Genomic DNA, 13,410 nt, shown 5'->3' on the forward strand with positions numbered 1-13,410 from the left:
AAACTGTATTTTTAATAGCTTATGACTGATTTTCTACCTGCTTCAATCCGTGACGCTTTACGAGGCGTTCACCCCTCCTGGCTCGCCATCCTGGAAGCCGGCCTGCGCGCCGTGGCGCAAGCCAATCCAGCTTATTTGCAGGATCTGGCCGTAGCCGATTACCTGCCGACCGAAGGCCGCATGTTCGCCGCCTTCACCCAGCCGCTGCAGGCGGTGCGCTATGTGCTGGTAGGCGAGGGGCCTTATCCGCGCGCTGCCAGCGCCACCGGCGTATGTTTCATGGATGGTGCGGTCGGCTCTTTGTGGTCGGAGAAGGGTTTGTCGAAGCAGGTCAATCGCGCCACCTCGCTGCGCAACTTCATGAAGATGTTGCTGGTGGCCGATGGCCAGTTGGCCATCGAAAGCACCACCGGCGATGCCATGTCCGGCGTCGCCCACAAAGCACAGCTGCCCGGCTCGCCGGCGATCCAGCTGCTGGCGGACTTGCAGGACAATATGGTGGGGCAGGGCTTCCTGCTGCTGAATGCGTCGCTGGTGTTCCGTGCCGACGTGCCGCCGGTGAAGGACGCCAAAGGCTGGCAGCCCTTCATGCAGGCGGTGCTGCAGGGCTTGGCGGATGCTGCGGAAGAGCGTGGCGCGGCGCTGCCGACGCTGGTGCTGTGGGGGAAGATCGCCGAGCAGCTGAATGCCTATGCGGTCACTGCGCGTTTTCCGAAGGCGGTCGCCGAGCATCCTTATAATCTCAGCTTTATCGGCAACGCCGGCATGCAAGCCCTGTTCGGGCCGATGCAGTTGTTGAAGCGCGCGTAGTAGGCGCGCGTTCCTGGCCCGGGATGGTCCGGGCCAAGTCATCAAATCAAATTAAATCGATTGTTCAGACTTACCGGAGGCGCTATCGCGCAAGAGGTAGGGTGGGCACGCTTTTGTGCCCACGCTGTGTCGGTATCCGCGTGGGCACAAAAGCGTGCCCACCCTACACACGAAAGTATTTTTTCACCCATAGAAAAGTCTGATGAATCATTAAATCAGGCTCATCTGGCGCAGGTCGGTTTCGGCCTGGGTCGGCGTCTTGTCGGCATCCGGCTCGGCTTCCGCTTCGGGCGCAAAGTCGAACTCCGGCGCGGCCGGCGCCTTTTTCGGCGCGGGAGCAGGCGCCGGCTTGACCCGCTTGCTGCTGACCGCGGCGCTGGAGAGCCAGCGCTTCAGCATGTCGTCGAACAGCGCCAGCATCCCTTCCGGCACTTCCTGGGTATACGCCTGGCGGATCACGATGCCGTCCCACATCGCGGTCAGCAGCAGCGCCGCCTGCTGGGCATCCAGCGCAGTATCGATCTGGCCGCGTTCCTGGGCGGTGCGCAGCATGTCTGCCAGGCCGTCCACCCATTCCGTCTCCGCCTTCTTGATCACCGCGCCGACGCGCTTGTTGCGCAAGCCTTCGGCATAGATTTCCGTCATCAGGCCGGCATCGCTGATCGCTGCGTAACGCTGGGCGAACGCGCGGGTGATGGCGGACAGGGTTTGCGGCAGGTCGTCGGTATCGTGGAATTCCGACAGCATGGTGCGCGCCTGGCGCCGCTCGTCCTCGGCCATGGCGGCGATGATGGCATCCTTGCTGGTGAAATAGCGGTAGACGGCGCCCGGTCCCAGGCCTACTTCGGCGCAGATTTCCTGCATCGAGGTCTGGTGAAAGCCGTTCTTGCGGAAACACTTGCCGGCGGACTTCAGGATGTCGACGCGCTTCTGGTCGGCTCGCTGGGTCGGGGATTGCGGTGTCTTGGATTTGCGGATGGCCATGCTAAACGTATCGAATAGGACTGTGCGGGAGGGTCGACATTATAGGTTTAAGCGTCGCATCCTTGCATAAATTTTTTGCAGGAAACGGTTTTTCCCTGCCTCTGCCCTATAAGGAATGCCTTATTTCCACCCCCGGCGGAGGCTTTCCGGCATACCCTGTTTTTCTGTGGTTGATTAAATGACAATCGCCTTGAAAGCCATGACTGGCGCGGGATTTCAGGAATCGGGCAATACCTGACGGATTCACTCAAGTTTGGTATACTGTCGTAACACTTCGCTTTTCCTGATCGGGAAGGCGCAGATAGATAGGTTTAAGAGCGGAGATTACATGCGTCTGACTACAAAAGGCCGGTTTGCGGTAACTGCGATGATCGATTTGGCATTGCGCCAGGGCAAGGGTCCTGTGACTTTGTCCGCCATCAGCGAGCGGCAAGAGATTTCCTTATCGTATCTGGAACAATTGTTCGGTAAGTTGCGCCGTCACCAGATTGTTGAATCCGTGCGCGGGCCAGGCGGCGGATACAACCTGGCGCGCAAGGCGGAAGACGTCACCGTGGCCGATATCATCATCGCGGTCGACGAACCGCTGGATGCGACCCAGTGCGGCGGCAAGGAAAATTGCCACAGCCCGGACCACGAAGGCGGCGGCCGCTGCATGACGCACGATCTGTGGTCGACCCTGAACGCCAAGATGGTTGAGTATCTGGATTCGGTATCGCTCAAGGATTTGGTAGAGCAGCAGCACGCGCAGCAAAAGAAGACACTGGAACAAAATGTGGTGGTGATGCACCGGTCCCACCTGGTTGCTTGATTGGAGCTCAAAATAGTATGAACGCACCCTTGGAAAAAAGCCTGATAGACACATTGAAGGCGCCTCACTTCCCGATTTACATGGATTACTCGGCCACCACGCCGATCGATCCGCGTGTTGCTGACAAGATGATTCCCTACCTGCGCGAGCAGTTCGGCAATCCGGCTTCGCGCAGCCACATGTATGGCTGGTCCGCTGAAAAAGCCGTCGAAGACGCGCGCGAACAGGTCGCCAAGCTGGTCAACGCCGATTCGCGCGAGATCATCTGGACTTCCGGCGCCACCGAAGGCAACAACCTGGCGATCAAGGGCGCGGCCAACTTCTACAAGACCAAGGGCAAGCACATCATCACCGTCAAGACCGAACACAAGGCGGTGCTGGACGTGGTGCGCGAGCTGGAGCGCCAGGGTTTCGAGGCGACTTACCTGCAGCCGCAAGACAACGGCCTGATCACGCTGGAACAGCTGGAAGCGGCGATCCGCCCGGACACCATCCTGGTCTCGGTCATGCTGGTCAACAATGAAATCGGCGTGATCCAGCCGATCGCCGAAATCGGCGAACTGTGCCGCCAGAAGGGCATCATTTTCCATTGCGATGCGGCGCAAGCCACCGGCAAGGTCGTGATCGACCTGGAAAAATGGAAAGTCGACCTGATGACTTTCACTGCGCACAAGACTTATGGTCCGAAGGGCGTCGGCGCCCTGTACGTACGGCGCAAGCCGCGCGTGCGCCTGGAAGCGCAGATGCACGGCGGCGGTCACGAGCGCGGCCTGCGTTCGGGCACTTTGCCTACCCACCAGATCGTCGGCATGGGCGCGGCTTTTGAGATCGCCCGCGAAGAAATGGATGAAGAAATCGTCCGCATCAAGGCGTTGCGCGACCGCCTGGCGACTGGCCTGCAAACGATTGAAGAAGTGTATGTCAACGGCGACATGGCGCACCGCGTGCCGCACAACCTGAATGTCAGCTTCAACTACGTTGAAGGCGAATCGCTGATCATGGCGATCAAGGACATCGCGGTATCGTCCGGCTCGGCCTGCACCTCGGCCAGCCTGGAGCCGTCGTATGTTTTGCGCGCCCTGGGCCGCAGCGACGAACTGGCGCACAGCTCGATCCGCTTCACCATCGGCCGTTTCACGACCGAAGAAGACATCGATTTCACGATTGAACTGATCAAGACCAAGGTTGCGAAACTGCGCGAGCTGTCGCCGCTGTGGGATATGTATAAAGACGGGATCGATATCAGTACGATCCAATGGGCGGCGCACTAAGCTATTTCTCTGCGGCTGATTGAATCTTCAGCGCCGCAGCATCATACAAGGAGCAACAAAATGTCTTACTCGGAAAAAGTTTTGGATCACTACGAAAATCCACGCAATGTCGGCGCTTTTGAAAAAGGCGACGAGACTGTGGGCACCGGCATGGTCGGCGCGCCTGCTTGCGGCGACGTCATGAAATTGCAGATCAAGGTCGGCGCCGACGGCATCATCCAGGACGCCAAGTTCAAGACCTATGGCTGCGGCTCGGCGATTGCTTCGTCGTCGCTGGTGACCGAATGGGTCAAGGGTAAGACCTTGGATCAGGCCATGTCGATCAAGAACACCCAGATCGCCGAAGAACTGGCGCTGCCGCCGGTCAAGATCCACTGCTCGATCCTGGCGGAAGATGCGATCAAGGCTGCGGTTGAGGATTACAAGGCTAAGCACGGCGAGCAAAAACAGGCTGCGTAATTACTAGTTGCCGTTGTTCCGCCGGCAGCTCCGGATGGTGCGGCCGGTGGAATGACAGAACTAAAGAAAAGAGATCGACGGTATATGGCAATCACACTTACGGAAAAAGCGGCGAAGCACATCAACCGCTATATCGAGCGGCGCGGCAAGGGCATCGGCCTGCGTTTCGGCGTGCGCACCACCGGCTGCTCGGGGCTGGCTTACAAGCTGGAATACGTGGATGAGAAGACGGATGAAGACGCCGTGTTCGAATCGCACGGCATCCAGGTGTTCGTCGATCCCAAGAGCCTGCCGTATATCGACGGTACCGAACTCGACTTTGCCCGCGAAGGCTTGAACGAAGGCTTCAAGTTCTACAACCCGAACGTCAAGGACGAGTGCGGCTGCGGCGAGAGTTTCCGCATCTGACGCCGGCGGACTGGCCGCCGGGTTGCATCGCGCTGGACTAGATGGATGACCAAGCCTGTTGCTGTACGACAGGCTTTTGTTTTATAGCCGGGCCCATGCAGATGGCCGGCCACTTTGGGCCAGGTAGCACCGGCCCAGGCTACTTTGAAACCATGCAAAATCACTTCGAACTGTTCCAACTGCCGCAACACTTCACGCTCGACATGACGGCGCTGGACCAGGCCTACCACGAGGTGCAGAACCAGACGCACCCGGACCGTTTCGTCAATGCCACCGCTGCTGAAAAGCGCGTGGCGATGCAATGGACCACGCGCGCCAACGAAGCCTACCTGACCCTGAAGAGCCCGTTCAAGCGCGCCGCTTACTTGTGCGAGCTGAACGGCGTTGAGCTGCAGGCGGAGTCGAACACGGCCATGCCGGCGGCTTTCCTGATGCAGCAGATGGAGTGGCGCGAAACGCTGGACGATGCGCGCGCCGCCAAGAGCGTGGAAGCGCTGGATCAGCTGGACCGTGAACTGCGCGCCGCCCGCAAGGCCGATCTGCAGGATATCGGCAAGCTGCTGGACGCCGGCGATTTCGAGAAGGCCGCGCAACTGGTGCGGCAGCTGATGTTCCTGGACAAGTTCGGCAATGAAATCAGCAATGCTTTCGCTGTCCTTGAATCCTGATTCGCCCGTTCATTTCATTTTCATCTTTAGTCATTTTTAGACATCTTTAGCCGAGTAACAGCATGCCCGAAATCTGGTTATTCCTGATCGCCGCAATGACCCTGACCCTGGCGCCGGGGCCGGACAATATCTATGTGCTGACGCGCGGCATCGCCCAAGGCCGCAAGGCCGGGCTGGTGTCGGCGCTGGGCTTCAGCTCGGGCCTGATTTTCCATACCATGCTAGCGGTGCTGGGCTTCGCGGCGCTGATCAAGGCTTCGCCGCTGGCATATTCGCTGCTGCGCTATGCCGGCGCCGGCTACCTGATCTACATCGGCGTGCGCACCTTGCGTTCGCATGCGACTGTCCAGCTGCACGGCGATGCAGCGCCGCCGCTGAAGCTGTCGCGCATCTATTGGCAGAGCGTGATCGCCAATATCTTGAACCCGAAGGTGACGCTGTTTTTCATCGCCTTCCTGCCGCAGTTCGTGAATGCCGGCGCTGGCCATATTCCAGCGCAGATGCTGCTGCTGGCAGCGGTATTCATCCTGCAGGCGCTGGCCATCTTTAGCGTGGTCGCCCTGTTTTCCGGCATGGTCGGCGCCTTCTTCCAGCGCAAGAAGGCGGCCGCCTCTATCATGAACCGCGTGGCGGGCACGGCGTTTATCGGACTCGGCATACGCATCGCGCTGCCGCAATAAGTAATCAACTGCAATCAACAGCAATCAACCAAGACACCTCCATGGCACTTTTGCAAATTTCTGAACCAGGCATGTCCACCGCACCGCATCAGCATCGGCTGGCGGTGGGGATAGATCTGGGCACGACCAATTCGCTGGTGGCGACCGTCCGCAACAGCATCCCCGAGGTGCTCAACGACGAAGCCGGACGGCCATTGCTGCCATCCATCGTGCGCTATCTGCCGAACGGCAATGCGCACATCGGCTACAAGGCACAGGCAGCCCAGACCACCGACCCCAAGAACACCATCTTGTCGGTCAAGCGTTTCATGGGACGCGGCCTGAAGGACATCGCCTACGCAGAAAACCTGCCTTACGATTTCCTCGACGTGCCGGGCATGGTGCAGCTCAAGACGGTAGCGGGGGTCAAGAGCCCGGTCGAAATTTCGGCGGAAATCCTGGCGACTCTGCGTCAGCAAGCGGAAGACGCGCTGGGCGACGACCTGGTCGGCGCCGTGATCACGGTGCCGGCGTATTTCGACGATGCACAGCGCCAGGCCACCAAGGATGCGGCCAAGCTGGCTGGCCTGAACGTGCTGCGCCTGCTCAACGAGCCGACCGCGGCGGCGATCGCCTACGGCCTGGATAATGCCTCGGAAGGCGTCTACGTGGTTTATGACCTCGGCGGCGGCACCTTCGATATCTCTATCCTGAAGCTGACCAAGGGGGTGTTTGAAGTGTTGGCCACCGGCGGCGACTCGGCGCTCGGCGGCGACGATTTTGACCACCGGCTGTTTTGCTGGATCAGCAAGGAAGCCGCGCTGGCGCCGCTGTCCGATGAAGATACCCGGATACTGATGGTGAAGGCGCGCGAAGCCAAGGAACTGCTGTCGACCAAGGCCGAGGTGACCATCGACGCAGCCCTGAACTCGGGCGAGCGGGTGCACCTGGTGCTGACTTCCGAAAAATTTGACGAGATCACCCAGCATCTGGTGCTCAAGACCTTGACGCCAACCCGCAAGGCCTTGCGCGATGCCGAGTTGAGCGTCGACGACGTCGACGGCGTGGTGATGGTCGGCGGCGCCACGCGCATGCCGAGCATCCGCAAGGCGGTCGGTGATTATTTCGAGACTACGCCGCTGGCCAATATCGATCCGGACAAGGTGGTGGCGCTGGGCGCTGCCATCCAGGCCAATCTGCTGGCCGGCAACCGTGCTCCTGGCGACGACTGGCTGCTGCTGGACGTGATCCCCTTGTCGCTGGGCATAGAAACCATGGGTGGCCTGGTGGAGAAGGTCATTCCGCGCAACTCGACCATTCCTTGCGCCCGCGCGCAGGAATTCACCACCTTCAAGGACGGCCAGACCGCGATGGCGATCCAGGTCTTGCAAGGCGAACGCGAGCTTGTCAGCGACTGCCGTTCACTGGCCAAGTTTGAACTGCGCGGGATTCCACCGATGGCGGCCGGCGCCGCGCGTATCCGCGTGACTTACCAGGTCGACGCCGATGGCTTGCTGTCGGTATCGGCGCGCGAACTGCGTTCCGGCGTGGAAGCCTCGATCAGCGTCAAGCCGTCTTACGGCCTGGCCGATGACGACATCGCCCGCATGCTGCAGGAATCGTTTGCCTCGGCCGACGTCGACATGCAGGCGCGCGCATTGAAAGAAGAACAGGTAGAAGCCGAGCGCATCGTGCTGGCCACCGAATCGGCCTTGCAGGCGGACGCCGCGCTGTTGTCGGCGCAAGAGCAGAGCGCGATTGCGGTACTGATCGCGGCCGTCCGCACGCAAGCGCAGGGTACCGACCATGTGGCCATCAAGGCCGCCGTCGATGCGCTGGCCCACGGCACCGAAGATTTCGCCGCGCGCCGCATGGACCGCAGCGTGCACGATGCCTTGACCGGCAAGACGCTGGACCAGGTGTCATAAATAATTTCAATAAATTTACACACAGACTCAACCTATTCCCGAGGTAAACCAAGTGCCCCAAATCGTCGTATTGCCCCATCCAACTTATTGCCCTGAAGGCGTCGTGATTGAAGCCCCGCGCGGGCAGTCGGTGTGCGATGCCTTGCTAGCCCATGACATCGAGATCGAGCACGCCTGCGAAAAATCCTGCGCCTGCACCACCTGCCACGTCGTGGTGCGCGAAGGCTTCGCTTCGCTCGGCGAGCTGGACGACAAGGAAGAAGACTTGCTGGACATGGCATGGGGACTGGAAGCGACTTCGCGCCTGTCGTGCCAGGCCATCGTCGGCGAGGAAGACCTGGTCGTCGAGATTCCCAAGTACACCATCAACCACGCCAGCGAAAACCATTAAGCGGGAGCAGCGCCATGAAATGGATAGACACACTGCAGATTGCAGAAGCCCTGTACGATAAATTCCCGGATGTCGATCCGGAAAAGATCCGCTTTACCGACCTGCACAACTGGGTGCTGGAGCTGGAAGATTTCGACGACGACCACAGCCGCGGTGGCGAAAAAGTGCTGGAAGCTATCCAGGCGGCCTGGATAGAAGAAGCCCGCTGAGCACAGCCGTTTGGGCGTCGAGGCAATAAAAAACCCGCTGTCGCTACACCAGTAGCAACAGCGGGTTTTTATTTGGCGTTGCGGTGTTAGCCGCGACCTTCCAGATGGCCGTTGACGACCCGGACCGGATCACCGACACGCCAGCCCTGGCCGGATTGCGGGAAGCTGCGCAACTTGCCGTCTTCCATGCGCACCATGACTTGGTAAGTGGTGTTGGTACGGGTGCGTTTTTCCACTTCATTGCCGGCAAAGCCGCCGCCTACCGCACCGGCGACAGTCGCCAAGGTATTGCCGTTGCCGTGGCCGACCTGATGGCCGAGCACACCGCCTAATACGGCACCGGCTGCGATGCCCAGGCCGCTAGGCGGCGCTGCATGCTGGATCGCCTGGATCGATTCGACCTGGCCGCAGCTGTGGCAGATTGCCGGTTGCAGCGGCGCCGACTGGCGCGGCGCCTGTGCATATTCAGGACGCGGGGCAGCTTGCTGTTGCGGCTGCTGGGACTGCATCGGCGCTTGCGCATAATTGCCGTTCTGGCCACCTTGCTGCGCGCCGTTGTTCATCAGCGGCTGCTGCTGCTGGTTGTAGTCGGCAGAGCCTGGCGCCATCGCGGCCACTGAGGCCGGTGTCGACTGTGAGCTAGGGAACAAGCCGGTCATCGCGGCCACGCCTACCAGGCTGGCCAGTGTGACTGCCACGGCTGCGGTAGCGACCAGCGGGTGAATGCGGTTGCTTGGTTTCGGGTTGTCCATTATTACCTCCAGAAAATCTTTTGTTTGTTGAGTAATGTAATTATCAAAGCTTCCCAAATCGAAGACTAGCTTGATAATGTGTCAGATGTATCCTTGTGTAACGAGTTTATGCGTTAACGAGACAGTTTGAGTGCAAATTGGAAATTTCTATGCGTTCATGCCAATAATTGGGGTCAGAGTTGAATTAAGTCTGGTGATTTCAATAATTGGGGCCGGAGTGGAATTAATTTAGCGGTTGCGGGAGTGTTTGCTCCGTGGGACGTCAAATGGGGTCGGAGTAATTTTCGCAAAGAACGCGAAAAAAAACTCCGACCCCATTTGACTGCGCCGCCGCTGATTTGCTGTAAACCGGACGGCACATTGTGTTGCTGTCAGTCCTCGCGGCGCAGGTGCGGGAACAGGATGACGTCGCGGATGTTTGGCGAATCGGTGATCAGCATCATCAGGCGGTCGATGCCGATGCCGCAGCCGCCGGTCGGAGGCATGCCGTATTCCAGCGCGCGGATGTAGTCGGCGTCGTAGTACATGGCTTCTTCGTCGCCGGCGTCCTTGGCGGCTACCTGGGCCTGGAAGCGCGCGGCCTGGTCTTCGGAATCGTTCAGCTCGGAGAAACCGTTGGCGATTTCGCGGCCGGTGATGAACAGTTCGAAGCGTTCGGTGATGCCGGGCACGGTGTCGGAGGCGCGTGCCAGCGGCGATACTTCCACCGGATAGTCGACGATGTAGGTCGGATCCCACAGCTGTGCTTCGGCGGTCTCTTCAAACAACGCCAGCTGCAGCGCGCCCAGGCCGGAATGCGCATGCGGCTTGACGCCGAATTTCTTCAGCTCGGCCTTGATGAATTCCGCATCCTGCAATTGCGCGTCCTGGTATTGTGGCGCGTATTTGTTGATGGCGCCGACGATAGTCAGGCGCTGGAACGGCTTGCTCAGGTCCAGTTCACGACCTTGATAGGTCAGGGTGGCGGTGCCGTGGGCATCGACCGCAGCCTGGCGGATCACCTGTTCGGTGAAGGTCATCAGCCACTGATAGTCAACGTAGGCGGCATAGAATTCCATCATCGTGAATTCCGGATTGTGGCGCGGCGACACGCCTTCGTTACGGAAATTGCGATTGACTTCAAACACGCGCTCAAAGCCGCCGACCACCAGCCGCTTCAGGTACAGCTCAGGGGCGATGCGCATGAACATCTGCATGTCCAGTGCATTGTGGTGGGTGATGAACGGTTTGGCCGCGGCGCCGCCGGGGATGGCGTGCAGCATCGGCGTTTCAACTTCCATGAAGTCGTTCTTTTCCATGAAACGGCGGATTGAGGACATGGCGGCAGTGCGCGCCTTGAAGGTGCGACGCGTTTCTTCGTTCATGATCAGGTCAACGTAGCGCTGGCGGTACTTGGTTTCCTGATCGGCCAGGCCGTGGAACTTGTCCGGCAGCGGACGCAGCGATTTGGTCAGCAGGCGCAGCGTGGTGACCTTGATCGACAGCTCACCGGTCTTGGTCTTGAACAGCGTGCCTTCGGCGCCGAGGATGTCGCCGAGGTCGTAGTGCTTGAAGCTGTCGTAGTTGTCTTCACCGATGTTTTCCTTGGTGATGAACAGCTGGATGCGGCCGTCGGCCTTGCTGCCGGAGGCGTCCTGCAAGGTCGCGAAGGATGCCTTGCCCATTACGCGCTTGAGCATCATGCGGCCTGCGACGACTACCTTGACGGCGGCGGCATCGAGCGTTTCGCCATCCTGGCCGGCATATTCCGCCTGCACCGCATCCGCTTTGTGCGTCGGGCGGAAATCGTTAGGGAAGGCTACACCCTGGCTGCGCAAGGCGCCGAGCTTGTTGCGGCGTTCCGCGATGATCTTGTTTTCGTCTTGCGGGACAGGTTGCTGCTGATTGTCTGTCGTCATTTCAGTGTCTTTTTAAATGATGCGGTGAAACGTCTGTGATGCGGCGGGAAACAGTGCCGCGGACATTGCCCGCGGCACATTGTGCTACCGAGTTTGCGTTACACGCCTTGCTTGAGCGAGGCCGCGATGAAATCGTCCAGGTCGCCGTCGAGGATGGCCTTGGTGTTGCCGCTCTCGAAGTTGGTACGCAAATCCTTGATGCGCGACTGGTCCAGCACGTAAGAGCGGATCTGGTGGCCCCAGCCGACGTCGGTCTTGGAGTCTTCCAGTTTCTGCTGCTCGCTCATGCGCTTGCGCAGTTCCAGTTCGTACAGCTTGGCTTTCAGCATGTCCCACGCTTCGGCGCGGTTGCGGTGCTGGCTGCGGTCATTCTGGCATTGCACCACAATCCCGGACGGCATGTGCGTCAGGCGCACCGCCGAGTCGGTCTTGTTGATGTGCTGGCCGCCGGCGCCGGAAGCGCGATAAGTATCGACGCGCACATCGGCGGGATTGACGTCGATATCGATCGAATCATCCACTTCCGGATAGACGAACAAGCTGGAAAACGAGGTATGACGGCCGTTGGCGGAATCGAATGGCGACTTGCGCACCAGGCGGTGGACGCCGGTTTCGGTGCGCAGGAAGCCATAGGCGTAGTCGCCTTCGACTTTCAGGGTGGCGGTCTTGATGCCGGCGATTTCGCCGTCGGACTGTTCCAGGATCTCGACCTTGAAGCCCTTGCGTTCGCAATAGCGCAGGTACTGGCGCAGCAGCATCGATGCCCAGTCCTGGGCCTCGGTGCCGCCGGCGCCGGCCTGGATGTCGATGAAGCAGTTGTTCGGGTCCATCGGATTGCTGAACATGCGGCGGAATTCCATGCCTTCCACCAGCTTGCGCAATTCCTCGGTATCGGCTTCCACCGCTTCTACCGTGTCTTCATCCTGCTCTTCGCGGGCCATCAGGAACAGATCGGTGGTGTCGCGCAGATCGGCTTCGATCTTGGTCAGCGTCAGCACGATGGCTTCCAGCGATTTCTTTTCTTTACCCAGGTCCTGGGCGCGCTTCTGGTCGTTCCAGACTTCCGGATCTTCCAGTTCGCCATTGACCTGGTCGAGTTTCTCTAACTTCGTATCGAAGTCAAAGATACCTCCGAAGTTCGGCTTCGCGACTGGTCAGGTCGGCGAGCAGGTTTTGCAGGGAATTTAAGCGTTCGGCTTCCATTTTTGGCTCTTTTGCAATCAAACCCTAAATTATACGCCAGCAGCATGGCAGATGGCGCGAGTGTTTCCCGATTGACACGGATTCGGCGCTGTTTTGTCTCAAATCGGAAGCAATGTGAACCATTGCAAGATGACAGCTATCGAAGCGGCAAGCTCATTACAATGGATTACGATTGATAACTCTTCAGCCTGGCTCAGCCGCCTATGTTGCTTAAGCTACGATGTGATGCTGTTTTGTCATCGCTGATGCTGATAATTCCGCTATGCCTGGCGCTGGGCGCCTGCAGCATGCTGGCGCCGACGCCGGCGCCGCATGGCGAAGTGCAGGGCGCTTCCACCAGCGGCGCCGAACTTGGGCAGTCCGACGTCAACCGTATCGCTACGCTGGGCATGCACGACAACCTGGATAGTTTGTACCGGTTGCTGGATAAATTGTACCGGCGCAATCCGGCCGAATGGAAAAAGACTGCCGGCAGCCGCGAACTGGCGATCAAGCGGGTGCGCGATGCGATCGAAGCGCGTCAACCGTGGCCCGAGCTGCAGGGCAAGCACGACATCCAGGCGCTGTCGCTGGCGCTGACGCCCGATTTCAGCGGCGACCGCGCTGCAGCCTTCATCTACGGCGCGGCCGACATGATCATCGTCGCTCACGGCGGCAAGACCAAGTTCTACCTGATCGACGGCTTCGACGCCCAATACCTGTACAACGCCGCGCGTAATATGGAAATTGCCGCATGGATACTCAATAGCCGCAAGACCGCTGCCGGCCAGCCCTTGCTGCTGTCGAACGACATGAGCGAGAGCGAACGCAACATCAGTTTTGAACGAGAATTCGGCAAGATCATCGCCCGCATCGACTTGCTGGCCGAGATGACCACCGAGAAATACCGGCGCGCCGGCATCAGCTACCTGCAGAACCTGGTAGGCGGGACTTTCCTGCAGTTCCTGCCGGTGCGCTGA

Annotated in this window: 15 protein-coding genes; 11 read left to right on the top strand and 4 right to left on the bottom strand. The window is 59.5% G+C overall.

Features of this window, described 5'->3' with window-relative positions:
• Positions 1-21 precede the first annotated feature (21 nt).
• Positions 22-810: a uracil-DNA glycosylase family protein gene (locus CPter91_RS06490; protein WP_061938507.1), complete on the top strand. Its 789-nt coding sequence runs from the start codon at positions 22-24 to the stop codon at positions 808-810.
• A gap of 210 nt (positions 811-1,020) precedes the next feature.
• Here CPter91_RS06490 and CPter91_RS06495 read toward each other — a convergent pair whose 3' ends face one another.
• The gene (locus CPter91_RS06495; RefSeq protein WP_061938510.1) at positions 1,021-1,794 is read right to left on the bottom strand and encodes a TetR/AcrR family transcriptional regulator; all 774 of its coding nucleotides are present in this window, start codon (positions 1,792-1,794) and stop codon (positions 1,021-1,023) included.
• A 328-nt stretch (positions 1,795-2,122) separates the two neighbouring features.
• Here CPter91_RS06495 and iscR point away from each other — a divergent pair, with 328 nt between their 5' ends.
• The 9 genes from iscR (at position 2,123) to iscX (ending at position 8,598) form a co-directional block, all read left to right on the top strand.
• The gene (gene iscR, locus CPter91_RS06500) at positions 2,123-2,605 is read left to right on the top strand and encodes a Fe-S cluster assembly transcriptional regulator IscR (RefSeq protein ID WP_061938514.1); all 483 of its coding nucleotides are present in this window, start codon (positions 2,123-2,125) and stop codon (positions 2,603-2,605) included.
• A 17-nt stretch (positions 2,606-2,622) separates the two neighbouring features.
• Positions 2,623-3,876, top strand: coding sequence for an IscS subfamily cysteine desulfurase (locus tag CPter91_RS06505; RefSeq protein WP_061938517.1), 1,254 nt, complete (start codon positions 2,623-2,625; stop codon positions 3,874-3,876).
• A gap of 60 nt (positions 3,877-3,936) precedes the next feature.
• On the top strand, positions 3,937-4,335 hold the full coding sequence (gene iscU / locus CPter91_RS06510) for a Fe-S cluster assembly scaffold IscU (protein WP_014007107.1): 399 nt from the start codon (positions 3,937-3,939) through the stop codon (positions 4,333-4,335).
• An 84-nt stretch (positions 4,336-4,419) separates the two neighbouring features.
• Positions 4,420-4,743 (top strand): iron-sulfur cluster assembly protein IscA, encoded by a 324-nt coding sequence (gene iscA, locus CPter91_RS06515; RefSeq protein ID WP_014007106.1) that lies wholly within the window; start codon positions 4,420-4,422, stop codon positions 4,741-4,743.
• A gap of 152 nt (positions 4,744-4,895) precedes the next feature.
• Entirely contained in the window at positions 4,896-5,411 is a 516-nt protein-coding gene (gene hscB, locus CPter91_RS06520) for a Fe-S protein assembly co-chaperone HscB (RefSeq protein WP_061945915.1), read from the top strand.
• Positions 5,412-5,473: 62 nt separating this feature from the next.
• The gene (locus CPter91_RS06525) at positions 5,474-6,091 is read left to right on the top strand and encodes a LysE family translocator (RefSeq protein ID WP_061938520.1); all 618 of its coding nucleotides are present in this window, start codon (positions 5,474-5,476) and stop codon (positions 6,089-6,091) included.
• Between the two features lie 41 nt (positions 6,092-6,132).
• Complete coding sequence (hscA, locus tag CPter91_RS06530; protein WP_061938523.1) at positions 6,133-7,998, top strand: Fe-S protein assembly chaperone HscA; 1,866 nt, start codon at positions 6,133-6,135, stop codon at positions 7,996-7,998.
• A 52-nt stretch (positions 7,999-8,050) separates the two neighbouring features.
• A complete protein-coding gene (gene fdx / locus CPter91_RS06535; RefSeq protein WP_061938526.1) occupies positions 8,051-8,389 on the top strand; it encodes an ISC system 2Fe-2S type ferredoxin in 339 nt (112 codons plus the stop codon).
• A 14-nt stretch (positions 8,390-8,403) separates the two neighbouring features.
• Complete coding sequence (gene iscX / locus CPter91_RS06540) at positions 8,404-8,598, top strand: Fe-S cluster assembly protein IscX (protein ID WP_061938529.1); 195 nt, start codon at positions 8,404-8,406, stop codon at positions 8,596-8,598.
• Positions 8,599-8,684: 86 nt separating this feature from the next.
• Here iscX and CPter91_RS06545 read toward each other — a convergent pair whose 3' ends face one another.
• The 3 genes from CPter91_RS06545 to prfB form a co-directional block, all read right to left on the bottom strand.
• Complete coding sequence (locus CPter91_RS06545) at positions 8,685-9,350, bottom strand: outer membrane lipoprotein (RefSeq protein WP_061938533.1); 666 nt, start codon at positions 9,348-9,350, stop codon at positions 8,685-8,687.
• A 371-nt stretch (positions 9,351-9,721) separates the two neighbouring features.
• Positions 9,722-11,248 (bottom strand): lysine--tRNA ligase, encoded by a 1,527-nt coding sequence (gene lysS, locus CPter91_RS06550; RefSeq protein ID WP_061938536.1) that lies wholly within the window; start codon positions 11,246-11,248, stop codon positions 9,722-9,724.
• Between the two features lie 98 nt (positions 11,249-11,346).
• Positions 11,347-12,451 (bottom strand): peptide chain release factor 2 gene (prfB, locus tag CPter91_RS06555; RefSeq protein ID WP_099047169.1). Its coding sequence is split into 2 segments (ribosomal slippage): positions 11,347-12,369 and positions 12,371-12,451, totalling 1,104 coding nucleotides; the frame shifts between segments, so codons are not numbered across the junction.
• Positions 12,452-12,696: 245 nt separating this feature from the next.
• On the opposite strand from prfB, the gene CPter91_RS06560 reads away from it, so the two are divergent.
• A complete protein-coding gene (locus CPter91_RS06560; RefSeq protein ID WP_062120491.1) occupies positions 12,697-13,410 on the top strand; it encodes a hypothetical protein in 714 nt (237 codons plus the stop codon).

Origin of the sequence: Collimonas pratensis, assembly GCF_001584185.1 — a bacterium.
GTDB lineage: Bacteria > Pseudomonadota > Gammaproteobacteria > Burkholderiales > Burkholderiaceae_D > Collimonas > Collimonas pratensis.